This window comes from Paenibacillus tepidiphilus, from assembly GCF_008635795.1.
GTDB classification, from domain to species: Bacteria; Bacillota; Bacilli; order Paenibacillales; family Paenibacillaceae; genus Paenibacillus_AQ; species Paenibacillus_AQ tepidiphilus.
Genome location: NZ_VWRQ01000014.1, coordinates 126,923 through 151,288, shown reverse-complemented (window position 1 = coordinate 151,288; position 24,366 = coordinate 126,923). Strand labels below are relative to the sequence as shown.

The window sequence follows — 24,366 nt, the reverse complement described above, 5'->3', positions numbered from 1 at the left end:
AAGGGCAGCCGGATGGACAGAGCCGCCTCACGGCGTTCCGGATGAAGCTCCAATATCAAGGGCGACCATCGTAATAATCTCCTTGTGGGGAGCATAGGCAATCCGGCGTTCGCGTCCGGGCACAAAGCCGCCGCCTGTACGCCGGCGCGCTCCGTTATCATGAATGATCAGCATAGTGCCTTGTGAGGTCTCTTCGTAACCGATTCCCAGCACCCAATGATAGTCGAAGATGTAATGGCCTCTCCAGCGGAAAGCGGACCATTTATCAAATTTAAGCGCGACCGGACGGCCAAAGTCAATTTCAGACTTATAGCGCTCCAAATCGTTGAACAGCATGACCGATACAAGCCGCCGCATATCGACCCGGCCCGCAGCAGCCGCGCGGATATAGGCCTTGGCTCCCCTGGCAAAAGCGCGCGCACTCATTCCCCAGGGAGCGCCGCCATGATACCGGTAGATGTAATTAACATGCGCCGCCTTGGAAGCAAAATGACCGGCCCCGGGAATAAAGGTCCGGCCTTTCCGGGCATGCCAATATTCCATCAGGGCGGCCATGGTCGCCGGACCGCAGGAGGAGCCGGGGGACTCCACCTCCGGCTCCCACTGCGTATATGCCTCTGCACTCAGGATGCGCCGCCGCAAATATCCGCCCTCCGTTTCGCTCATAAGGATATCTTTTCCTGGCAGCTCTGAAGTACCCGGTCAATTTCGGAGGAAAGGATCGGCTTGCTGATGAAATCATTCATGCCGACAGCCATGCACCGCTCGCGGTCCTCATTCCTGGCATACGCGGTCACTGCAACAATATGTGGCCGCTCATTTCCCTGCAGCCGCTCGTTGATCCTTGCGGCTGCCGTCAGTCCGCTCATGACCGGCATCTGCACATCCATGAATACCAGATCGTACCGCCGCTGCGTGACGGCTTCCAGAGCTTCAATGCCGTTCACTGCCAGATCCGCATGATATCCTCTCTTCTCGAGGATCGCCAGCAGCAGCTTCTGGTTCACCGGGTGATCCTCCGCTACCAGAATACGCAGCTGCCCATACTTGCCTATGGGCGTTCCTGATCCGTCCGGCAGCAGCAGTTCCCGGCCCTCCGGCTTCTTCTCGGGCGCGGCAGGAGCGTCTTCATGCTCCAGCGGCGGGTCCTCCGGATCAAAGTCGATATCCATCGGCAGGGTGAAGAAGAAATTGGAGCCCTCGCCTTCCTTGCTCTCCACACCGATGGCCCCTCCCATCAGCTCGACCAGGCGTTTGCAGATGGCCAGCCCCAGCCCGGTTCCGCCGTATTTGCGGTTAATGGCGGGATGCAGCTGGGAGAAGGACTGAAACAGCAGCGGCTGCTTCTCCAGCGGGATACCGATCCCCGTATCGCGCACATTGAACTTCAGCGTAAGCTTGTGTGCATTGGGGCAATACTGGGTTCCCACGTCAATCAGGACCCGGCCCTGCTCGGTGAATTTGACGGCATTGCTGACCAGATTAACCAGCACCTGGCGCAGCCGGGAGCCGTCACCCATAATGAGCTCCGGCACATTCGGGGCCATCTGGCGGACCAGCTCAATGTTCTTCTCGCCTGCGCGGGACAGGAACAGGTCGGTCACATGATCCAGCACCTCTTCCACGCTGACCGGCTCATGCACCAGGGTCATTTTTCCGGCTTCAATTTTACTGAAATCCAGAATTTCATTGAGAATATACAGCAGCGAGGCGCTGCTTTGGCTGATAATCTCCGTGTAGCTCCGCTGCTCGTCATCCAGTTCGGTTTCCGCCAGCAAATCGGTCATGCCCATAATACCGTTCATCGGCGTCCGCAGCTCATGGCTCATGATCGCCAGGAATTCCGATTTGGCCTGGTCGGCCTGCTCGGCCAATTCTTTGGCCCGGATAATTTCCTGCTCGTTGGTAATATCGCGGAAGACGATAACCGCACCGACACGCTCTCCCTTATCAAACAGCGGGGTAACCTGATATTCGGCCAGGAAGCTTGAACCATCCTTGCGCCATAGCACCGCATCTTTGCTCTTGAGCGACTCTCCTAAATGGACGGCTTGGAGCAGCGGAGACTCATCGGGGCGGTACTGCGCGCCGCTTAATGTAGTCTGCTGAAAATGTTCCAGATAAGGATGACCCATGATTTCGTCGTAAGGGAATCCGAGCATCTGCGCCCCGGCCGGATTGATAAACTGTACTCTGCCTTCGGTATCGACACCGAAAATTCCTTCGGACACGGCATTTAAGATCAGCGTATAATCATTGCTTAGCTTCTCGATCTGCTCGGTATACCGGATACGCTCGGTAATATCGCGGGAAATGCCGTATACGCCCACCACCTGCTTGTCCACAATGATTGGAATGTTCACGGTATTGATCTCCACCAGATGACCATCTTTATGGATCAGCGTCAGATCGTAGCTCTGCGGTTCTCCCTGGGTTGCCAAGGTAAAATGATGATGCGTCTTTGCAACATCCTTGTCGTGTACAAGCGGCCCGTAATAATGGCCGAGCAGTTCTTCGGCAGAATAACCCGAGAGCTTCTCCAGATTGGCGTTACAGGTCAGATAGTCCCCCTGCAGGTTCATCGAATAAACGGCAGAAGGATTATATTCGAACAAGGATTTGTACCGCTGCTGGCTCTCCTGCAGCCTGGACTCGATTTCCTTGCGCTCGGAAATGTCGCGTCCAACGGCAATAATCTCCACAATCTTCCCCTGCTCGTCAAAAATATACCGGCTGTTCGTCTCAAACCAAATGTAGGTTCCATCCTTACGGCGGTACCGGAAAGAGACCGGCGGTATGAACCTTGCCTGTTCGCTCTGCACCATCGTCTGCTGCATTTTATGCAGGTCGTCCGGATGCAGATAATCATAAGCGCTTGTTCCGATCATCTCTTCCGGTTCGTAGCCCAGCAGCCACCGGCTGGCCGGTGAACAGTACAAAAAGATGCTGTTCTCTACGGCGTGCCGTGAGATCAGGTCCAGCGAATTCTCCGACATGAGCCGGTAATTGCGCTCGCTCTCACGCAGCTGCTCTTCCATCCGCCGGCGCTCAGTGATATCCTGCATCATCCCTACCAGCCGGATCGGAGCCCCGGAAGGCCCGGAAATGACATCCCACTGGCTGTGCACAGTAAGGGTCTGCCCGCCCGGAAGAACAAGCCGGTATGAGGATTCTCCGGATTGTCCATCGAAGATGGCCCGGTCAACGGCTTCCTGCACCGAGGATACATCCTCCGGATGGACCAGCTTAAGAAAGGTCTGGTACTCGACACCTTCAGCCTCAAGCGCATACTGCAGGAACCGGCGCAGCTCTTCGGAAAAAGCAAGGGTGCCTTTGGTCAGGTCCCAGATCCAGGAGCCGATCCGCGCAATCTTCTGGGCGGCGGCCAGCGCTTCTTCATCTTTCTTGCGGTCCGTTATATTGCGGCCGACCCCCATAATCCGCGTAATCTGATTATTCTCGTCGCGGAGGATGTGGAACGAGGTTTCGAACCACAGGTAATGCCCTTCCTTATGACGCAGGCGCCTGACAAAGGTATTACTGGTCAACAGCCCGTCTGCCCCATGCATTTCCTTGATATCCTCGGGATGATAGAATTCCAGCCGGTTCCTCCCGATCATCTCCTCCGGTGTATAACCCACAAGCGACGTCGAGGAGGGGGAGATGAAGGTAAGAATTCCGTCGGGATTGGTAAACGAGATCATCGTTTGTTCATTCTTGATAAACAGGTCGTACAAATCGCGGCTGTCCACCGTCAGCTGATCGGCAATCTTCTGGTCAGTGACATCCTGGGCATACACGATAATATGGGAAGCCCGTTCCTGCCCGGCCTTTGCCAATGTAAGCGCCAGCCATACAGGGCGGCCGGAACGGGTTATAAATTTATATTCTTTAGTCAGGCTGACCTGCGATGAGGCGGCCAGTTCATGCTGAATCTCTTTAATGCATGATCCTTGCGGCTGTGTGGCGTGCGAAGTCTGCTCAAACGGCGACAAAACGGTTCCGGCAAGAAACTGCTCTTCCGTGCAGCCGAGAATGTTGCAGAAGGCGGGATTCACCTTGACCCACCGCTGTTCCCGGGCTTCCAGCACGGCAATGCCGAGCGGCGACACCATGAAAGCTTGATCCAGAATTATGCCGTTGTCTGCCAGGTTATCCATTATACAAAGCCTCCTCGTCTCGAGCCGCTGGGATGCTGACTCTCAGTTGTCCTTACCCCAGTATACGACAAGTAAACTTAGGAAGAAACGAAGATTGCAATTAAAAAAGTTAAATTTAAAAATGCAAATATTGACTGGATGTGACGGTTATTTTATAGTTTGGAGGAATAGTTCCTGTATTACGGCGGAAGCACCCGTAACGAAGGCTGAATAGCCTTTGCTGCGGGTGCTTTTTTTGTTATGCCGGTAACAGGAAGAGTCCAAAGGAGGAGTGCAATGAGTAAGCTAAAGCAAACCATGCTGGCACTGCTGGTCTTCATTATCGCAGCGGTAGGAGCAGTGGAAACGGCATCGGCATCCGCTGCGGACCTGACGCCCTCGGTTCAGGCAGCCTTCGATTTGACGGCGGCTGTGGCAGACAGCTCCGCAAGAACCAAGCTGCGGAGCCTGTACCAGGAGCTGTCCGTGCTTGACGCGCAGTATGACGCGCGCGAGGAGACGATCCGGAATCTGCACGGCAGCAACACGCAAGCACTGATTGCCGTACGCGCCAGGATCAAGGAGATTGGCCAGGCCGAGGTCGCACGTGCTTCGGCTACGGTGGAGAATGCCAGGAAACGGTACCAGCCGCTGTTCGATCAGTATGCCGCGCTGAATAAACAGATTTCATTGCTTAAAGGATTGAAGGACAAGTCGCTGAATGCGGTGCTCCGCACCCAGGCGGACGCCATGAAGCTGCTCGTCCAGGCCGCCCGCCAGGACATCCGTGACAAGGAAGCGCAGTTGAAGGACGTAAAGCAGCGGCGCGCGGACAAGGTCGCCGCGGCCCGTAAGACACTGGCTGCCATCGACAGCCCGCAGGCTGCCATCAAGACGCAGAAGAGTGCAGCCTCAGCGCTCAGCAAGCGGCTGTCTGCCGACTTCAGCGACTTCAAGGCCGCCACCCGCAAGAAGAATCCGCAACTGACGCTGCAGTCGCTGTCCTCCCTCGTATCCGGCTACAAGCAGATTGCCGCGAACAAACAGAAGATCGTGGAGCTGGAGCAGAAGATTGCCGGTATTATTGCCGCCACAAGCAAGCAAATTGCCGTCTGATATTCCTCCGCTCCCGGTGACTTCCGCCTGCATGACCGCATATGGTAGGTAGTAACTATATCCGTCAGGCAAGCGGAGGAGGCCTATTGTATGCATATCTGTATAATTGCACCGGAGCAGTTCCCGGTGCCGGGAGACGGCTCGGTGGAGATTTGCATTCTGGCCATTGCCGGGAAGCTGGGCCGGCGTCATAAGGTAACCATCTTAAGCAGAAAGGCGCCGGGACTCTCTGACTCGGGTGAAGCAGAGCAGGTCCGGATCATCCGGTTGCCGGCAGGCAGCGCGTCCCGCTACGAGGCCTCTGTGCTTGAATTTCTGGAGGATGAAAGCTTTGATCTGATCCAGATCGATAACCGGCCGCTTCTGATGGCGGCCGTCAAGCGCCGGCATCCCCACACCCCGGTGCTGCTCTTCCTGCATTCCATGACCTTTGTGCCCGCTCATGTCCGGATTGCCGGCTGCCTGGCCCGGGCCGACGGCATTGCGGCCAACAGCCGTTCCCTGCAGCTGCGGCTCTGCCGGCGCTTTCCCGGCGTGGAGAAGAAGCTGCGCGTCATCCCGCTCGGGGCAGACCTCTCCCGCTTCACACCGGCGTCTGCAGCGGAGCGGGAACGCCTGCGCAGGCATTACAACCTGCCGCCTGTCTTTACGGTGCTGTTCGTCGGACGGGTCATTCCGCGTAAAGGAGTACCTGTATTGCTGCGGGCCATGCACCGGCTGAAGCGGCGGCTGCCCGCCCATCTGATCATTGCCGGCAAGGGAAAGCCGGCTTATGTGCGGCAGCTCCGGGCGCTGGCCCGCAGGCTGGGCGTCCGGGTTTCTTTTCTCGGCAATGTGGCCCACGGACATATCCACGAGCTGTACCAGGCTGCGGACTGCTTCGTCTGCCCTTCCCAGCGCCACGAGGCCTTCGGGCTGGTCAATGTGGAGGCTATGGCTACCGGCCTGCCGGTTATCGCCTCCAGCAACGGGGGCATCCGCGAGATCATCGACTCCGGCCGCAACGGATATCTCGTTGGGCGTTACCGCGAAGCCGCACCTTTTGCCAGACTGATGCTCAAGGTGGCCCGGAATCCGCAGCTGGCGGCCAGAATCGGTATGCAGGGGCGCAGCGATGCCTTGTATTCGTTCGAGTGGCAGCATACGGCGGGGCAGATGGAGGAGCTGTACCGTTCACTCTTGGGCAAGTAAGCGGGGGAGGCCCGGTACAGCTTCCCCCTCCTATGCGACAATCTGTCAAAAGAAATTTGTGAGCTTCGTCGCTGGATAGCGCAGCAGTTAAGTTTATACTCAATTTGTAAGCGTTGCCATTAACAAACGATGTTATTTATTTACCCAACATGATTTGGCAACCCCCTACAACACATTAATCGCTGTAGAAAGGGTGCATCGGTATGATAATGATTAAGGCGATCATCAGACCCGAAAAAACGGATGAAGTCATGGAGGAATTGATGCTGGCCGGCTTCCCCTCCATCAGTAAGATGGATGTGCTGGGACGCGGCAAACAAAAGGGGATTCAGGTCGGCACGAACTATTACAACCAAATCTCCAAGAAAATGCTGGTCATGGTCGTCAATGACGACGAGAAGGACGATGTCATCAGCATCATCATGAGAACGGCAAGAACCGGAGAGAACGGCTCCTTCGGCGACGGCAAGATATTTGTGCTGCCTGTACTCGAAGCCTATACGATCAGCACCGGCAAAAACCAACTGTAAATCTTATCCTTACCATAAAAGAGGCGGCGTCCGCATCCCGGCTATCTTGGCCGATGATGCGAACGCCGCCTCTTGTCGTTCCGACTCTTAAATCATCTGAATCAAGGAAAGCACCAGCCCGACGGCAAATCCGCAGACCGCACCGTTGACGCGGATCCACTGCAGGTCTTTGCCGATCTTCTCCTCCAGCATATTCACCAGGGTAGCGTCATCCATCTGATCGAGGTTCTCCTTGACCAGGATGCCGATCCGGTAATGGTTCGCCGTCACAAAGGTAATCAAGGAGCCGCGCAGCTTCTCTTCGGCGGCCTGAACCCACGCCTCTTCGGCGGCGATGCGCCGCACCAGAAGGGCGTATAAGGCGAACAGCTTGCGGCCACCGGTGTTCCGGTCCTCCTCAATCAGGCCGGCCGCCTTGGTGCGCAGCGATTCGAGCTGGCTCTGAAGAAAGACTGCCGTGCCCTCCTCTTGTATGGCAGACACCGCCCACGCTTTGAACAAGCCGAGCTTCGCCTCATCGCTCACAAGCTGGAATAACGCAACGCGAAGCTCCCGGAGAATCTCTTCGCGGTGCGGATTATCCCCGTCCTGAAAGTCCCGGATACCGGAGATCAGCATTCCCTGCAGCATCTCTCCGAGCATATCTTCGTCCATAAACCCGACGAACGCCTGAAAAGCCATACCTTTGAGGCCGCCGAGCTTCACCTCGGCGAGCTTGCCTGCGGCAATCTGCCCCAGCATGCTCCGTGTCTCTGGACGCCCGCTCCATTTGGCGATTCCGTCCAGGGCATAGTCCAGCGCGGCGACATCCTTGCGGTCGTTCATGAGCCTTGTGGCGATTTGCTCGGCGGGAGCGCCAAGCTCGGCATCCCGGATATAGCCTGCCAGGGCGCGCTGCAGATGGGGAACCGCCTGCTCCACCGGCAGCCGCCGCACGGCATCGCCGAGCTGACGCAGAATCCCGGCTCTGACCTGTTTACGGGCCATGAGCTTCAGCAGCAGCCCGCTGCCCAGCGAGACGAAGCGGATGCTGCGCAGCTTGTTCTCGATGCTGGCTTTGTTCAGCAGCTCGTTCTCCATGGCGGAGATGAGCGACTGGACGATTTTGTCCCGGTTCTTGAGCAGCAGCGAGGTGTGCGGTATCTTGAGGCCGAGCGGATGCCGGAACAGTGCGGTAACCGCGAACCAGTCGGCAATCCCCCCGACCAGACCCGCTTCAAAGCCGCCACGCAGCAGCTCCACGGACCAGTGGTCCGGCAGAAAAAGTGTAAACAAGAATCCGCAGGCCATCACGGCCAGCGATATGGTTGCTAAATTTCTGGATTTCACAGTGCATCTTCCCCCTTACCTACCCTATATTGTACCATGCTCTCCCGGTGAACAAAAAATCTTCCATTGTCTTGCTTTCACTCTTTTTCGGCCGTTTCATGAAACTGGTTTTTAATTTTCGCAAGATCAATGATAAAATACATTCAGGCGGCCTGCATCCCTTTTAAGGGAGAGAACCCACATAAGGAGAACAACAACATGCTGATTGCACTGGATATGGATGGAACGCTGCTGAATGAAAAGGGCATGATCAGCCCGGAGAACCGTGAAGCGATTGCCCGGGCTCAAGGCCTCGGCCACATTGTAGCGATTGCCACCGGCCGCTCCTATATGGACGCCGAGCGGCAGCTGCGGCTGGCTGAGCTGGAAATGCCTGTGGTCAGTCTGAACGGAGCGATGGTTACGCTGGGAGACGGAGTACTGGCAGCGAGCCAGCCGCTCGACAAAGCGGATATTACCCCTGTCATGCGCTGGATGAATGAAATTCCCGAAATATACTACGAGGTATACACTGCGGATAATGTATATGTAGAACTGGATAAGCGTGTCCGGCTGGAGAAGCTGTCCTCGCTGAGTGACGATGAGGTTCCGGAAGAGGTGGCCTGGCTGCTGAAGGCGATGATCAACAAGCAGTTTCAACAGGCTGCCGTATCGTATGTGGAGAACATGGAGGAGATCTGGAACAGGGAAGACACCCCGATTTACAAGGTGCTGGCCTTCTCCCTGAACCGCGAGCTCCTTAAAGAGGCCTCTACGCGCTTTGCGGAGATTTCCGGACTGATCATTACGGCTTCGCATGTGAATAATATCGAAATCAATCATGAGGACGCCAACAAAGGCGCCGGTGTGGGGAAGCTGGCCAAGCATTACGGCCTGGCGCCGGAGCAGGTCGCCGTCATGGGCGACAGCTACAACGACCTGCCGATGTTCGAGACGGCCGGCTACAAGATTGCGATGGAGAACGCCGCGCCGATTCTGAAGGAGACGGCCGACTTCATTACGCTGAGCAATGAGGAGCATGGCGTGGCCGCCGGGCTGAAGCATTTGCTGGAGAAGGCATAGGCGGCTACCGATGTTATATGTATACACGCAGACAGGCCGGATCCTCCAAAGGGTACCGGCCTGTCTGCATTAGTTGTTGAACCGGTAGCGATTGTCAAAATGTTACCATTATCAGCATTCGCCGCGCGCCTATACAGACCGGGAAGCACGGTGGTATAGTTGAATTTGGCTAAAATTTAAGCAAGCGCAGGTGCAGGAACTTGAAGGTAAACCCAATAAACCAACTTATGTTTCATAATATACCGCTCGGTGCAAGCGGCGAGCATATTCCCAAGGCGCAGGTAGCTGCCGCACAGACGAGCCGGGAGACTGTGCAGGCCGAGGATGGCGATGCTGCCTATTTCCGGCGGCTGGAGGAGGGCGGCATGCTGCTTAATCCGCCGCAAATCGCGGCCGTTCGTCATCACCGGGGCCCGCTGCTCACACTGGCCGGTGCCGGGTCCGGCAAGACCTCGGTGCTGGTTGCCCGGACCGGATATCTCCTGGCTATCCGGGGCATCGCGCCAAGCCGGATGCTGCTGCTGACCTTCTCCAGCAAAGCGGCGGCAGAAATGCGTGAGCGGATCGCGGCGCTTCCCGGGGTACACCCCGGCTCCGCAGCCGGACTGCAGGCGCGGACCTTTCACTCGTTCTGCCTGTATTTACTGCGGCGGCAGGGCTACGTGCAGGAGATCTTCAGCGAGACCCGCCGCCAGCATATTCTGCTGAAGCAGATTATGCGTGAGCTCGGTCTGCCGAAGGATGCTTACCCGCCGGAAACGCTGCTCGCCCTGCTCTCCTCCTGCAAGATGAACCTGAGCGGGCCGGCGCAACTACCGGAAGGTACCGTTGCCGAGCAGGAAATGAAGGCCATCCTGAACATTTATGAGCAGTGGAAGCTGGACCACCGCAAAATGGACTTTGACGACGTGCTGGTGCTCGCCTACCGGATGCTGCAGGAGCAGCCGGCGCTGCTTCAGGCGCTGCAGCAGCAGTATCAGTACGTGATGGTCGATGAGTTCCAGGATACCAATGCGCTCCAATACGAGCTTGTCCGGATGATCGCCCATCCGCAGCAGAATCTGATGGTGGTGGGCGACGACGACCAGACCATCTATTCCTTCAACGGGGCCCGCAGCGAGTTCATTCTCGACTTCGAGAAGCAGTATCCGGGCGCCAAGGTGATTACGCTCGATATTAATTACCGCTCCGGCCCGGCCATCGTCGGACTGGGCAACGGCATTATCCGCCATAACCGTCTCCGGCGGGCAAAGACGCTGCAGTCGGCCAGCCGCAGCGGCGGACTGCCCAAGTACTTGCGCCCGCAGACGGCGGATGAGGAAGCGGAGCAGATTATCGCGCACATTGTGAATGAAGTGCAGCGGGAAGCGCGGGAATACCGTGACTTCGCACTCCTCTACCGCACCACCAGCAGCAACCGGGCGCTGCTGGAGCTGCTGCTCTTGCGCGATATTCCCTATGTCGACTACGGAGAAGGCCAGCTGCTGTACGAGCACTGGCTGATCGCTCCGGTGCTGGATCATCTGCGGCTGTCGGTCGACCGGCGCAATTTCGCGGCGATGGAGAGCATCCTGCCCACGCTGTACATCAACCGCGAGCAGGGGATGGAGCATATCCGCAGGCAGGAAGCGCTGCGGGCGAAGCAAGGCCCCCTGATCCATCTGCTATCGCTGCCCGGCATGCAGGATTTCAGGGAGGCGAAGCTGCGCGAACGCCTGACCATGATCCGCGAGCTCAAGGAGGGAAACCCGGTACAGGCCATCCGCCGGATCCGGACGAGCTTCTATGACCATTTCATTGAAGCGGGCGAACGCCATCAGGCGACCCTGCACCGCGAGACGCTGAAGGAAATGCTTGATGAGCTGGAATCGTCGGCGGAACGCTTCGCCGACCTGCCGGCCTTTCTCGAGTTCATCGACCAGATCACCCGGCGCAACGAGCTGAACCGGCAGCCGGGCCTGAAGGAGCAGGGCAACCGGATTGCCCTGATGACGATTCACAAATCGAAGGGACTGGAATTTCCGGTCGTCTTCCTGATCGGTGCGTCGGAGGGCATCCTGCCGCATAGCTCCGCCCTGGAGGGAGAGCGGCTGAAGGACCGCAAGGCCGCCAAGGCGCAGCAAGCGGCTCAGACCAAAGCCGCCGGTGCGGAATTGGCGGAGCTTGAGGAAGAACGGCGGCTCGCTTACGTCGCCGTGACGCGGGCCCGCGAGGAGCTGTTCATCAGCTCGCCGGCCCGCCATCACGGCAAGAAAGCGGAGGTCTCCCGCTTCCTGCTGTCCGCCTTCCGCGCTGCGGCTCCGGCCGCTGCAGCCAGCCCTGCGCCGGCCCGGAGCCGCAGCGGCGGGTACGCGGCCGGCAGAGCCGCACCTGTTTCGCAGACAGCCTCCAGGATGCAGACTGTGAATATCTGGAAGTGCAAGGCCGGTACCTGCAAGGGCTGGACACGGCGCAAAGCGGACGGGTCCGAGGAGCAGCTGTCCGCCAAGGCCTGCCCGCTGTGCAAGACGGACATGGAGAAGGCGACCCGGGAGGTACCCGTGTAAGCGTCCCGGCGCCCGCACCCAATCACATCTCCACGAAGTGTTTTGCAGGGGCCATTCATTAGCAATTATCGGATCAATCAAAAAAGTGACCGTTGCCTTTAGAGCAAGGGTCACTTTTGTCAGGTCCAGGCCCACATAAACAGGTCGCGGTCCCAGGCAATTCTGCCGCCGTGCAGCTTGCGGAATGCCTTCTTCACTTCTTTGTCCAGCGATTCATTGCCGTTCTCGTTGCGGAACACAAATTGCTCGCCGAAGTTCGCTTTCACATATTCAATAGCGGCTGTCTGGTACAGGCTGCCGGTAAACCGGATTTCCTTGACCATCCATTCTGCAACCTCCTGCGCCGTTGCTTCCATTATGGTGCTGCCCCTTTCTAGGTACATGCTGCAAATCCTCTTTATTATAGCATGTACCCGGGCGAAGTATCGGCGCAAGTCACACAGGGGGAAAAGGCGGATGAGAGATGGAGCGGCCGATGGTTAACGTACTTACCGTCTCCGCGGACCAGCGGTGACCACGCCGTACCGGTACAGCACCTTACGGCCAAACCAGCCGAAGAGCCGGTCGGTAAAGAAGCCCATGAACCCCAGGCAGAACAGTCCGACAAAGATCCAGTCTGTCCGGAAGAACAGCCGCGAATTCCAGATCAGATAACCCACGCCCTCGTTGGAGGCAATCATTTCAGCACCGATAATCGCCATATAGGAGGTGCCCATCGCCAGCCGTACTCCGGTAAAAATATACGGAGTGGTAGCCGGCACAATGACATGCAGCAGAATCTGCCACTCGCCCGCACCCATGCTGCGGGCTGAGCGGATTTTATCCTCCTCCACCGCCAGTACGCCGGTCAGCGTATTCAGCACCACGATAAAGAAGGTCGCGTACATAATGAGCGCGATCTTCGACTGCTCACCGATGCCGAACCAGACCAGAAACAGCGTGATGAAGGCGATTGGCGGAATAAAGCGGATAAAGTTCAGGAACGGCTCTGCAAAGATGCGGATGATATGAACCTTGCCGATGGCAAGCCCTACGGGAATCGCCAGCAGGCTCCCCAGCACCCACCCGATAAGCACGCGGTAAAAGCTGATGCCGATATACTGCATCAGGGTACCGTCCGCAATCAGCTCCTTCCCGCCCTTAATCGTCGCCCAGGGTCCGGGAACGACATCGGGGCCGTACAGCAGGGCGCCCAGCTGCCAGATTATCAGCGCGCCGAGCCATAGCAGCGAGACGGAGACCCATTTTTTCTCCAGCCATTTCATAAGCTTCCCCACCCTACTCTTCTTCAAAATGAGCCTGAATCCGGTTGTACAGCGAATAGAATTCCGGCGCTGCCACATCCCGGGGATAAGGCAAGGTATTATCGTAAATATCCGTAATATTGGAGGAAGGCCCCACAGACATAATACCGATCCGCTCGCCGAGCAAGAGCGCTTCCTGAATATCATGAGTCACGAAGATGACCGTCTTGTGCGTTTCCCGCCAAATATTGACGAGCTCCTTCTGCATCGTCCGCCGGGTCATCGCATCCAGTGCGCCGAACGGCTCATCCATCAGCAGAATTGCCGGATCGTTGGCCAGCACCCGGGCCAGTTGCACACGCTGCTTCATGCCGCCTGACAGCTCCTTCGGGAACTTCGCTTCATGTCCGCTCAGCCCCACCAGCCGGATGTAACGGTCTGAAATCTCCCGGCGCTCCGCTTTCGGCGTCTTCTTCATCCGCAGGCCGAACTCGACATTCTCCCTGACGGTCAGCCACGGGAACAGCGAAGAATCCGCCTGCTGGAACACAACCGCCCGGTCACTGCCGGGCCGCTGCACCTCGACATCATCCACCTTCAGATTGCCTCCGGATTTGGAGACAAACCCCGCGATCATATTCAGCAGCGTCGATTTGCCGCAGCCGCTCGGACCGAGCAGGACGAAGAATTCACCGCCTTTGATCACCAGATTCACATCTTTGATAATGTAGTGGATATCCCCCGCTCCATGCTCGTTATAGCTTTTGCGGAGCTGCTCGATGTGGATGGTATTTTGCTTGGCCGGCAATGACATATAAGGCACCTCCTGAATCTATTTGAAAAAATCCGCACCGCCGGGAGCATGGAACTCCGGATTGACTGCTCCGGCACCAGTGCTCCCGTTCATGCGCTTGTTATGGCTTGAGGCCATTCATTATGGTTTAACGTAAGTCACTTTATCGGGAAGCACGCCTTGGAGCGGCTCCAGATTTATTTTGCCGGCCAGATCGAAATCCTTCTCGATGATTCCGGTATCGACCATATATTTCTTCTGCCCCGCAAGACTGTCGTAAGCAGCCTGGGTAAATCCGACGATCCAGGGATTGATGGGCAGATCCTTCAGCGTATTCTCCTTCGGCTGCTTCACTTCCTCATACATCAGATCCGCCACTTCCTCCGGGTGCTCCTGGGCATAGGCCGCTGCTTCATCCACCGCCGCCAGGAACCCGCCGACTGCACCCGGATTAGCCTTAATGAACTCGTCTCCGGCCACAATTCCCATTCCCAGGCGCACTGAGGTTTTCGACATGTCGCTAAGCTCGTGCACGCCTTCAAGCGCAGCCAGCTTGTCAAACAGCGCCGATCCCGTGAACCAGGCAGCGTCAATGTCTCCCTGCTTCAGTGCAATATAAGCTTCATCAAAACCGCCCTGCCCGGTAAGTGTCACATCGCTCAGCGCAACGCCCTGCTCCTTCAAGTACACATCCCACAGATATGGGACAAAGGTACCGCGCGAGAAGCTCAAATTCTTGCCTTTTAAGTCGGCGCCGGACTGAATGTCATCCTTTACAAAGAGCTTCCAGCCGGCGGCAGCCTGATCCGTCGCCTGACCGGCGGAGGCAATAATGGAGTAATCGCCCTTGGACACGGCATTCAGCACCGGAAAGTCAGCGCCGAAGGCGATATCCACCTGCTTGATGAAGAGAGCGTTCACCCCTTCAGCCGGAGTGGCGAAGTTGTTAATTTCGGCATCGATGCCGTGATTCTTAAAGAAGCCTTTGGCCTTGGCCACCCGAAAGACCGGATTCGAGTTAATATCGGCGATCCGAATCTTTGTTGTCTCCCCTTTGCTTCCGGCCGCGGAATCCGAGGCAGCGGCATCGCCTTTGGAGCTGCAGCCGGAGAGGACGACGGCCAGCGATAGGGATAAGAGCAGGATAGCGGGGCTAAACCAGGATTTCTTCACAATTACACACCTCTTCATTAATAGATAGATTTCAGGAATAGGTAGATTTCAGGGATAGACTTCAGGTTATGAATTCTGCAGGGCTTCCTCATCCGAAGTTGCCACGCAGGCGGCGCCAGCTACGAACGGCAGGGTCTGCGCAACCTCAACCACAGAATCGGAGCCTTTGGGAGCGGCACCCGGTACGCGGAAATTCGTCACATCAATCGGGTCGATTGCCGTTTCCTGCGGCTTCTCCAGCTGCGGCACCCAGGAGTACGGTACACGGTAGGAGCGGTACACCATATTGGTGTTCCGGCGGTCCTTGAACGGGGAGATATATTCCCACACAATCTCGTATTCCGCCGTCACCTCGAACAGTCTGCCGTTCGAGCCCTCCGTAATCAGCGTATTGCCGTTCGGCAGGCGCTGGGCTGAGCTGATGTACGGGCTGTAGAATTTATAGGAATCCGTCGGCACCGAGAAGCCCGCTTCAGCGGACGTATATTGCCAGACAATTTCGAGTGTCACCGGATCAATCTCCAGAATGCGGGAGTGGTCACGGACCGCGTTCTTCTGGCCGAACGGCGATTGCGGATTCGGCAGACCATAGCCGCCCCAGCCGCCGTTGTCGAACACGAGCAGGTTGCCTTCGCCGGGCAGCCCCTTCGGAATGATATGGGCGTGATGCTGGCCGATAATCCAGCCGATATGCCGGAGCTCCGGCAAGGAATAATCCGGCCCAAGCCGCCAGACAATGTTGCCGGTTTGTCTATCGGTAATGGCGATGATGTTCGCTTCCCGGGCGTCCCAGATAATGTTGTCGGGATGGAAGCGCTCGTCCCCGGCGTCATAGAACCGGTTGGGACCGACATAGGAAGCGGAGTTGATATGCAGCCAGTCGCCTACGCCGCCGCCGAGATGCCCGAAGGAGCGGGTGTTCGGATCGCGGAACAGCACGTTGCGCGCCGCTTCGTCGAAGCCCAGTTCGGAAAAATGATCGCTGGCCGCCCATTCCCACACAACGTTGCCTTCCCAGTCCACTTCCAGAATCGTATCGTCCAGCAGCTCCTTATTGGAGATTTCTTCGTTGCGGACATTTTTGTGGGCCAGAATCAGCGTTTTGCCGCTGCCGATCTTCGGAGCCAGTCCGGGGGCGTAATAACCGACCGGATTGCCCTCACGCTGGTAATCATGATGCTGACGGGCGTACCACAGCGGCTCATAGCCGGGGTCCTCGATATATTCATAGCTGTTGTATTTCCAGACCACATTGCCGTCCCAATCGACCTGCACCAGATCGACATTATCCTGGATACCAAACTTAGGGTGACGGACACCCGTACTGCCGAGCACGTATCCGCCTGGGAGAATTTTGGCCGGGAACCCGACCAGCCCCTTCCACAGATGAACCTCCTTGCCGTTCATATCGATCAGCACAACGCCTTCTTCGCCTGCCTGAAATACCGTATAGCCGCTCCACGCCTTGGCCGGGTTATAGATTGTTGCTCCAGTCGGGTAAATGGTTGAATGTCCCATGATCATCTCTCCTCAAAGTTTTGTTTAGGTAAATAGGCTTCCTGTATTGCTTCAAACAAAACTGGCTTCGGAAGCATCCGCTTAGTTTTAAGCTGTCACCAGATAAGTCCGGAAGGTGACTCTGGTGCGTTTTGGACCTCTGGTCCGGGGCAACCAAATCTGTTTAATTGGAAAATCGCCACTTAATTTCAACAGTTTATTGATAATTACAGATCTAGTTGGATAACCGCCACTTAATATGAGCGAAAATAGATTATTACGCCAATATCGTCCAAATTAAGTGACGATAATCGAACTAGATGGCTGAAATCCGTGAAAACGGCAGAATTAGTGTGCGAAAATCCACTTAGTTGCGTTTCCAAAGCTCACCTCTGCACTCCCTCCAACTGTGCTGTTTTTTTGCTCAACTTATATAGCTTCTTCCATAACTTCAATCAAAACTGGCTTCGGGAGCATTGAGTATTCGCTTAGTATTCATTAGGTGAACAGGCTTCCCTCATTGTTTTCGTTTCGACTATTAAATGTATTTCTAACGTTGTTATCAGTAACTCAGGTACTTGCTGTTACTCGTATTTCCGCGCGGCTTCTGCTCAAGGGCGGACGGGGCGCAGGCTTCTGCCCGCTCCTTCGCCAGGGCCAGCAATGCATCCGAGAATCCCTCCAGATTCGCGAGAATCCGCTCATAGAAGCGGCTCTGCTGCTCCAGCTCTTCCGCTGTGAAGCCCTCGAACAGAAGCGTGATACATCGTTCGCCGATGCTGGCGTAGCGGTCGTGCAGCTGCCGGCCCTTGGCCGTAATATCCAGCAGCACGGTGCGGCGGTCGTCCTCCTTGCGCCGGCGGACCGTATAGCCGCCGCTCTCCAGCTTGTCGCTCAGCGCCGTAATGGCGCCGGAGGTGAAATCAAGCTGCTCCGCAAGATCGCCCAGGCGCTGCTCGCCTTCACGGATGATTTTGTGCAGAATCAGCATACCCGGCAGCGTAATCCCCTCTATGCTGATGCGGTCGCGCTCCTTAACGAATCTCCGTACCATTTTGCGGAAGAGGTAATCGGCTTCCTCCAGTTGCTCCCACTGTTCGCTGTTCATGTCTCCCCGGCTTTCTCCGTCAGGCCAACAAAAAAGACCCCCGGCACACTTCTCCAATGAGAGAAGTCGCGGGAGCCTTTGGCGGTCCAATCGGCTCAAATAATATTTCACTGTTCATTTAATGAGTGATGAAGGATTAATTGCTGTTATCATAAACCCCTTTAAACCCACCTGTCAAGTATGATTTTAAAAATAGGTTGAATTTGCTCCTCTCTCAACGCAAAAAGCACCAGCCCCTGTCTGATCGGACAAGGGCTGGTATAAAGCGGCAGACCGCTACGATAGTCTGATTACATAAGCCACAAAGGATAAAGCACCCTCCTTCGGCACCGTCGATGAAGCGAGCAGCGCATTGCCGGAGGGACTCCAGCGGAGCCGGTCGGAGATCTCAATATCGGCGAGAACCGGCGTCTGCTCGCCCGTCTCCGCTTCCGTGATGAACACACCGCTCTGAGCCGACCCCGAATCCCCGGGAATCAGCGAGTAGGCCAGCTTGCTGCCGTCGGGCGACCAGCTGGTGCCGAACACCTGCTGTCCGGCAGCCAGCCGGGACTGCTCATTGCCGGCCGTATCGCACAGCGTCAGCACCATTTCTCCGGGCCGGTTGCGTTCCACCAGCGCCAGCCTGCTGCCGTCGGGGGAGGGGATGACCCAGACGATGTTTTTTTTCAGCACCGTGGTCTCCTTCGTTCCGGTGTTATACGCGCTGAGCTGCATATCCTCGCCGGTGACGTAATAGATGACCTCCCCGGACTGCACCACCTCATGGACATATGGCACACCAGGTTTCAAGATAATCCCGCCGCTGCCATTCACGTCCTTCCTCCAGATGCTGCCCTCCATGTCCGGAAAAATAAGCTGCTGATCATCCACCCACTCCCCCTCTTCGCTGCTGAACGGGGCCTCGCTGATTTTCACCGATTGTCCCGATTCCAGATTCATGACATAGCCGTCGCCGATATACTCATCAATCTGTCTGTAGAACAGATACTTATGATCGGGCGACATGAGGGCTGCGCCGTAATCGCTCTCCCCCTCAAGCAGCGGCGTCTGTGTTCCATCAGCAAGATTATGCGAATACAGATTCACCGGGTATCGCATCACGCCTTCCACCGTTTGCGGCTTCAGGCTCCGGTTCTCCCGGCTGACCACCAGTGTATCCCCGCTGATCCAGTCGAGGGCGCGGACACCTTCAATTCGGTCGATGCCCTCAAGCTGCAGCTTCGTATACACCGACTCACTGTGGTCATCCATCACGGTAATCCGTGTGCCGGAATCCTTCACTACGGTCCGGCTCTCCGGCTGATTGCCATTGCAGGCGGTCACAGCTAGCAGCGCCGAGGCACACAGCAAGACCAGGACCGGCCTGCTCAGTACGTGATATTTGGCAGGCATCGCCAGCCTCCTTTCGTTCATCCTTCATCCTCTAAATTTAGCGGAAGATTGTTTCCACAAAGCAGCCGAATGTATCCGACTTGTAAATTAAATGGACGGAAAGATCAGCAGAAACACCGATCCCTTCTGCTCCGTCTCCAGTAAAGTGATTGTTCCGTTATGCTTCTCCACCAGATTGCGCACCAGCGGAAGGCCCAGCCCGGTTCCCCCCGATTGCCGCGAACGGTCCGGATTGACCGTATAGAAGGGCTCGAAGATTTTGTCACGCGCTTCCGCCGGAATGCCGATGCCTGAGTCTGAGACCGTGATCCGTACCTCATCTTCTGCGGATTCGCAGCGAAGTCTGATGGTCCCGCCCGGAGCATTGTATTTAATCGCATTGTCCAGCAGATTGACAAAGACATGCATAAAGCTCTCCGGGTCCATCCAGATATGCGCCGGCTCAGCCTCAAGCGTAACCGTGAGGCCGAAGCGCTCCGCCTTGCCGCGCATCCGCCCGCAGACATCCTGCAGCGCTTCAGCCACCTCCAGCCGCTCTGCCCGGGACTCAAAATCATATTTCTCCAGCGCCGTCAGCTGCAGCACCTTCTCCACCATCTGATACAGCCGCTCCGTCTCCTTGGCGATGTTCTGCTTGGCATCCCTCAGCAGCTCCGGATCATCGTCATACATATCCAGAAGATCCACATAGGCTTTGATCGCAGTGAGCGGAGTCTTGAATTCATGGCTGATATTCCCGATATACTGCTTCTGCTGCTGCTCCAGTGCCTGCAGCTTGGTCACGGCCAGCTGCAGCTTGCGCTGCTCCTCGTCCTTGGCGGAGATGCTGCGTTCAATCTCCCGGCTCATATAGAAAATGCCGTCCGCCAGCTCGCCCAGCTCATCCCTGCGCTTCACTGGCGGGGCAGTGATATATTTGGCGCGTCGGATGGACTCCGCCGCCGTCTTCAGGCGGCTGATCGCCGCCGCCGCGCGGTAGAAATACAGATAGCCGATCAGGAAGCTGAGAACCAGCACGGCGGCACCGGTCGTCAGGAACAGCTTCAGCAGCGTGCGCTGGAAGCTCTGCTCCCGCTCCAGCGGGTAGCGCAGCTGGACGACGCCCATCTGCGCATCCGGCCCCTGCAGCGGGGCAAGGTACAGCAGCGAACGGTCTGCGCGCTGGTAGGCAATCTTGCCGTCCAGCGCATAGGCCAGCGCTGCAGACATATCAGGCGCGCGCCCCGGTGCGGCCCCTTCCTGCACCGAGGTGCCCGCTTGTGCGCCACCGGCGTCGTACAGGGTCACCTCAAGCCCCGTGAACCCGGCCAGCTCTGCCGCCAGCGTTCCGCCGCGCTGCTGCAGGAAGGCCTGCGGCTCCAGCCGCACACCGGTGTAATAGGTCTGCTTCACCCGCAGATTGACCGTCTTGACATGCTGGGCCAGATAAATCTCTGTCTGCGCCGTCTGGTTCCGCTCCACTCCGCGCAGCACCAGAAAGCTCAGCACGCTCAAAGCCAGGGTCAGCAGCAGTGCCAGGAACAGGCTGAACTTCAGCTTGATGCTGAATCTCATCGGTAGCTCCCCGCCGGCACCGCTTTATAGCCTATGCCGTAGACCGTCTGCAGCAGCTGCTGATACGGCTCGCCGAGCTTCTTGCGCAGCCGCTGGATATGGATATCTACCGTCCGGGTGCCCCCCGCGTAATCCATCTCCCAGACCTGCTCCAGCAGCTCCTCCCGCATATATACACGCTGGGGGTGGGAGAGCAGCAGCAGAAGAAGATCGAACTCCTTCGGCGTCAGCTCCAGCGCCTGTCCGCCGATCTCCGCAGTACGCCGGTCCGGATATACGCTAAGCCCGCCGTAGACAATTGCTCCGCCCTTGACCTCACCGGCACTCTTCTCCAGCCGGCGCAGCAGCGCCTTGACCCGGGCCAGCAGCTCGCGGATTTCAAACGGCTTGGTCATATAATCATCTGCGCCGAGCTCCAGCCCGACGATTTTGTCCACAATATCATTCTTGACGGTAAGCAGAATAATTCCGATATCATCCCGGTCCTCCAGCTTACGGCATACATCATAACCGTTCAGCTTCGGCATCATCACATCCAGCACCAGCACTTGGGGATGAAAGCTACCCACCTTGGCCAGCGCCTCCTCGCCGTCGGCGGCGGTATCCACCTCATAGCCCTCACGCCGCAGCGCATAGGCAATCGCACTTACAATGCCCGGTTCATCGTCGACAACCAGCACCCTTTTGTCCATTTCCGGCTCATCCTTTGCCTCAGATATTCGCTGATCCACAGCCAGTCTTCCTATCGTTAACGTTCCACTTCTTGTAGTATACCCGTTACTTCCGGCCAACCCAAACGGCGGTGTACCGGAGCTTCTCAAGTTTTACTCCCGATTAAATGACCTCCATATGCAAAAAACGGTTACCCCGGCATCCTTTTACCGTATATATACAGTGTATGTCTATCTTTACGCGCTCTTTAAGTGAATTTAAGCTTCATTTCAGCTTTGCGGGGTACAATACAAGTAGGCCAAATCCACAGCAACCGTAAATACTGAACTTTAACCATGACAAAATATATCGAAATGAGGATGAACAGTAATGAACATCAAGCGAGTGATGATTGTCGGGACGATGGTAGTAGCCATGTCTTTTGGAGGAACCGCCTGGGCCAGAACCGTCGTGCTTGCGGCACCGGTGGCCAAGTGGTCGGTCAGCAGCCTCGCCGGAAGCGACGTTCTGCTGGCAGCCCTGAAGCAGAGCTCGGATGAGGAGCTTTACGAAGCCCTGTATGACGGTAAATCCCTGAAGGACATCGCTGAAGCAAACGGCGGAGATATCGACAGTGTGATCCAGCTGCAGGTTGCAGAGTTGACGGAGCAGCTCGGCGAGCGTCTGGCAAGCGGCAGCATATCCCAGGAGCAGTATGAAGCACAAAAGGCTGAGCTGCTGGAGATTGTGACTGCCAGTGTAACTACCTCGTTCAGCGTATAACGCTACATAAGCATACAGCACAAAGAGGCCGTCCGACATTCCCCCGTGTCGTGACGGCCTCTTGGCGTCGTCTGCATAGTCCGGTACTACTCCTCCTTGTTCTCCCGCAGTTCGGCGGCGCTTACCGTATAGAAATTATGGTAGAACAGATTAGCCGAGTTCTCCGCCAGCTTCAGCAGCGTCTGCGCCTTGAAGGACTTGGCTGCTGCGGCATATTCCGCATCGCCGATCAGCAGATCGGCTACATGCAGCGAGAGCTGCAGCTCTCCGGCCCCTGCAAGCTCCCTCGCCTTGTCCAGCACCTTCGCCTTATCGCCGATCAGCTCCACATAAGTCCGCTTGACTGCTTCCTTCGGCGAGGGCGCCAGATGTGTCGGATTGCCGTCATACCAGCCGGTATACCGGTGATAAATGCCCCGGATCACAAATTCCCTTGTTCCGTACACAGGTACAATATAAGGGCTTTGCAGCAAATGCTCCGGCAAAGCGATGCCCAGCACCGCTTCTTCCACGGATTTGCCCTGGTTGATATACTCCACAGTTTCTTTGTGCAGTATTTGTAGTACTTCCGAGGTATCTCCGAGCGCTCCGCGGATCGCCTCCGGAGTAAGCAGGCTTGGCCCGTGGCCGGGGGCAATGGCTTTGGGCTGCCAGGAAAGGACGCGGTCCAGCATTTCATACCATTCGCGTTCGTAGCGGACCACCTTGTTCGGATTGCCGACATTGGGGAACGTCCAGATGATGAAGTCTCCGATGTAGACAATCCGGTCTTCCGGAATATAGACCACCGTCGCATCGTCGGTTTCACCCTTGCCGTGAATAAGCCGGAAGGTCCTGCCGCCAAGCTCGAATACATATTCCGTATCGTACTCAATATCCGGATAGACCAGGGACGGCTCCGCTGTCAGCAAGCCGGTATTACGGAACTGTACGGCATTGATAGCAAGGTGATGCTCCCAGAGCTTGGAATAACGGTCGAACCGCTGACGGACATTGCGGTGGCCGATTACAGTGGCCCCCTCCCGCTTGAACACTGCTGCTCCCCCGACATGATCGAAATGACCATGGGTATAGATCAAATATTTGACCGGAAGATCGGTCAGCTTGCGAATCTCCGCCAATACCGCTTCAGCGCCTGCAGGGGATACAGTAGAATCAATGACAGCTACACCTTCATCTGTGATAACAAAGCCGCTGTTGCCCAAGCCGAAGTTGACCCCTGAATAGTAGCCCTCCGCAAGCTGAATAAGTCTCGATTCGCTGCCGGGAGACCAGTTCACCTCGCCCTTCGCGGCACTCTTGATGGTTCCGCCTTCCACAATAGTAGTTTCTGCCATCTCTGATGTCCTCCTTAGTTATAGGGTAGATTTCGGTTATTCTGGACCGTTCAGTTCTTGCCCTTGTAGCTGTCCTGCCACTTCAGCAGTCTCCGCTCCAGCAGCCGGACCAGGCTGTCCGAGAGCTTACCGGCGGCGGCAAAGATCAGCACCCCGATAAAGACGACAGCCGTCTGCATGAAGGAACGTGCATCCTGGATCAGATAGCCGACGCCGCGCTCCGCCCCCATCAGCTCGGCGACGACGAGCGCCATCCAGGCGAAGCTGAGCGAGAGCCGCAGCCCCAGCAGAATATTCGGCAGCGCCTCCGGGATCAGCAGCTTTGTAATTTGCTTGCTGCGGCTGAACTCCAGCACCTCCGCCACCTCAAACAGCTTGGCATTGACGCTGCGCACCCCCTGGAACGAATTAATGTACATCGGGAAGAATGCCCCTAGTGATATGATCAGCACCTTGGACAGCTCGCCGAAGCCGAACCACAGAATGAACAGCGGCGTAAGGGCCAGCATGGGAATCGTGCGCAGCATCTGGATCGTCGGATCAATATAATCCTCCACCGGCCGCAGCATGCCGGCGAAGATGCCAAGGAATAAGCCGATGCTTCCGCCGAGCAGAAAGCCGGCGGCAGCCCGCAGCAGGCTGATCTTCAGGTGACTCTGCAGTTCTCCGGTCGTAATCATATTCCAGAATTCCGCAATAATCGTATGCGGAGCGGGGAACAGGAGCGGGTCAATTCCGCCGCCCAGACTGCCCAGCTCCCACAGCGCAATGACGGCGGCCGGCAGCAGGCTGCCCTTCACCCAGCGCCGCTGCCGGAAGGAAGGCCTGCGGGCGGATTCTGTCCGCCTCTTCTGCGGCTTCACTTCTCCCGGTACCGCAGAGATATTGGCCAAGGTTCTATTCATCGGTGTTGCAGCC

The 24,366-nt window shown here is 56.8% G+C and carries 20 protein-coding genes; 6 read left to right on the top strand and 14 right to left on the bottom strand.

Annotated features, from left to right (window positions below; genetic code table 11):
• Nucleotides 1–27: 27 nt before the first annotated feature.
• Both F1379_RS18440 and F1379_RS18435 read right to left on the bottom strand, forming a co-directional pair.
• On the bottom strand, nucleotides 28–666 hold the full coding sequence (locus tag F1379_RS18440) for a C39 family peptidase (protein WP_150272498.1): 639 nt from the start codon (nucleotides 664–666) through the stop codon (nucleotides 28–30).
• Complete coding sequence (locus F1379_RS18435; protein ID WP_162551206.1) at nucleotides 663–4,160, bottom strand: PAS domain S-box protein; 3,498 nt, start codon at nucleotides 4,158–4,160, stop codon at nucleotides 663–665. Before F1379_RS18435 ends, F1379_RS18440 begins: the two co-directional genes overlap by 4 nt.
• A 276-nt stretch (nucleotides 4,161–4,436) precedes the next feature.
• Here F1379_RS18435 and F1379_RS18430 point away from each other — a divergent pair, with 276 nt between their 5' ends.
• The 3 genes from F1379_RS18430 (at nucleotide 4,437) to F1379_RS18420 (ending at nucleotide 6,976) form a co-directional block, all read left to right on the top strand.
• A complete protein-coding gene (locus F1379_RS18430; protein ID WP_150272496.1) occupies nucleotides 4,437–5,255 on the top strand; it encodes a hypothetical protein in 819 nt (272 codons plus the stop codon).
• A gap of 90 nt (nucleotides 5,256–5,345) precedes the next feature.
• On the top strand, nucleotides 5,346–6,446 hold the full coding sequence (locus F1379_RS18425; protein ID WP_150272494.1) for a glycosyltransferase family 4 protein: 1,101 nt from the start codon (nucleotides 5,346–5,348) through the stop codon (nucleotides 6,444–6,446).
• Between the two features lie 203 nt (nucleotides 6,447–6,649).
• Nucleotides 6,650–6,976, top strand: coding sequence for a P-II family nitrogen regulator (locus F1379_RS18420; RefSeq protein WP_150272492.1), 327 nt, complete (start codon nucleotides 6,650–6,652; stop codon nucleotides 6,974–6,976).
• An 87-nt stretch (nucleotides 6,977–7,063) separates the two neighbouring features.
• Here the strand turns inward: F1379_RS18420 and F1379_RS18415 are convergent, their stop codons facing one another.
• Nucleotides 7,064–8,305, bottom strand: coding sequence for a DUF445 domain-containing protein (locus tag F1379_RS18415; RefSeq protein ID WP_150272490.1), 1,242 nt, complete (start codon nucleotides 8,303–8,305; stop codon nucleotides 7,064–7,066).
• A gap of 198 nt (nucleotides 8,306–8,503) precedes the next feature.
• Here F1379_RS18415 and F1379_RS18410 point away from each other — a divergent pair, with 198 nt between their 5' ends.
• Together F1379_RS18410 and F1379_RS18405 are read left to right on the top strand one after the other, a co-directional pair.
• On the top strand, nucleotides 8,504–9,367 hold the full coding sequence (locus F1379_RS18410) for a Cof-type HAD-IIB family hydrolase (RefSeq protein WP_150272488.1): 864 nt from the start codon (nucleotides 8,504–8,506) through the stop codon (nucleotides 9,365–9,367).
• A gap of 227 nt (nucleotides 9,368–9,594) precedes the next feature.
• Complete coding sequence (locus F1379_RS18405; RefSeq protein WP_239004728.1) at nucleotides 9,595–11,913, top strand: UvrD-helicase domain-containing protein; 2,319 nt, start codon at nucleotides 9,595–9,597, stop codon at nucleotides 11,911–11,913.
• 119 nt (nucleotides 11,914–12,032) lie between these two features.
• Here F1379_RS18405 and F1379_RS18400 read toward each other — a convergent pair whose 3' ends face one another.
• The 9 genes from F1379_RS18400 to F1379_RS18360 form a co-directional block, all read right to left on the bottom strand.
• Entirely contained in the window at nucleotides 12,033–12,269 is a 237-nt protein-coding gene (locus tag F1379_RS18400) for a DUF6953 family protein (protein WP_150272582.1), read from the bottom strand.
• Between the two features lie 132 nt (nucleotides 12,270–12,401).
• Nucleotides 12,402–13,178 (bottom strand): ABC transporter permease, encoded by a 777-nt coding sequence (locus F1379_RS18395; RefSeq protein WP_150272486.1) that lies wholly within the window; start codon nucleotides 13,176–13,178, stop codon nucleotides 12,402–12,404.
• A 13-nt stretch (nucleotides 13,179–13,191) separates the two neighbouring features.
• Nucleotides 13,192–13,971 (bottom strand): ABC transporter ATP-binding protein, encoded by a 780-nt coding sequence (locus tag F1379_RS18390; RefSeq protein ID WP_150272483.1) that lies wholly within the window; start codon nucleotides 13,969–13,971, stop codon nucleotides 13,192–13,194.
• Nucleotides 13,972–14,091: 120 nt separating this feature from the next.
• Complete coding sequence (locus tag F1379_RS18385; RefSeq protein ID WP_239004727.1) at nucleotides 14,092–15,123, bottom strand: ABC transporter substrate-binding protein; 1,032 nt, start codon at nucleotides 15,121–15,123, stop codon at nucleotides 14,092–14,094.
• Between the two features lie 66 nt (nucleotides 15,124–15,189).
• Nucleotides 15,190–16,641, bottom strand: coding sequence for an aryl-sulfate sulfotransferase (locus tag F1379_RS18380; RefSeq protein WP_150272479.1), 1,452 nt, complete (start codon nucleotides 16,639–16,641; stop codon nucleotides 15,190–15,192).
• Nucleotides 16,642–17,182: 541 nt separating this feature from the next.
• Nucleotides 17,183–17,728, bottom strand: a complete 546-nt coding sequence (locus F1379_RS18375; protein ID WP_150272476.1) for a MarR family winged helix-turn-helix transcriptional regulator — start codon at nucleotides 17,726–17,728, stop codon at nucleotides 17,183–17,185.
• A 276-nt stretch (nucleotides 17,729–18,004) separates the two neighbouring features.
• Entirely contained in the window at nucleotides 18,005–19,144 is a 1,140-nt protein-coding gene (locus tag F1379_RS18370) for a TolB family protein (RefSeq protein ID WP_239004726.1), read from the bottom strand.
• 66 nt (nucleotides 19,145–19,210) lie between these two features.
• A complete protein-coding gene (locus F1379_RS18365; RefSeq protein ID WP_150272473.1) occupies nucleotides 19,211–20,677 on the bottom strand; it encodes a sensor histidine kinase in 1,467 nt (488 codons plus the stop codon).
• Nucleotides 20,674–21,369 carry a response regulator transcription factor gene (locus F1379_RS18360; RefSeq protein WP_150272471.1) on the bottom strand — a complete coding sequence of 232 codons (696 nt, stop codon included), beginning with the start codon at nucleotides 21,367–21,369 and terminating at the stop codon, nucleotides 20,674–20,676. Before F1379_RS18360 ends, F1379_RS18365 begins: the two co-directional genes overlap by 4 nt.
• A 349-nt stretch (nucleotides 21,370–21,718) precedes the next feature.
• Here F1379_RS18360 and F1379_RS18355 point away from each other — a divergent pair, with 349 nt between their 5' ends.
• Nucleotides 21,719–22,111, top strand: a complete 393-nt coding sequence (locus F1379_RS18355) for an SHOCT domain-containing protein (RefSeq protein WP_150272469.1) — start codon at nucleotides 21,719–21,721, stop codon at nucleotides 22,109–22,111.
• Between the two features lie 86 nt (nucleotides 22,112–22,197).
• Here F1379_RS18355 and F1379_RS18350 read toward each other — a convergent pair whose 3' ends face one another.
• Nucleotides 22,198–23,448 carry an alkyl sulfatase dimerization domain-containing protein gene (locus tag F1379_RS18350; RefSeq protein ID WP_150272466.1) on the bottom strand — a complete coding sequence of 417 codons (1,251 nt, stop codon included), beginning with the start codon at nucleotides 23,446–23,448 and terminating at the stop codon, nucleotides 22,198–22,200.
• A gap of 50 nt (nucleotides 23,449–23,498) precedes the next feature.
• Entirely contained in the window at nucleotides 23,499–24,353 is an 855-nt protein-coding gene (locus tag F1379_RS18345; RefSeq protein ID WP_150272464.1) for an ABC transporter permease, read from the bottom strand.
• Nucleotides 24,354–24,366: the final 13 nt, after the last annotated feature.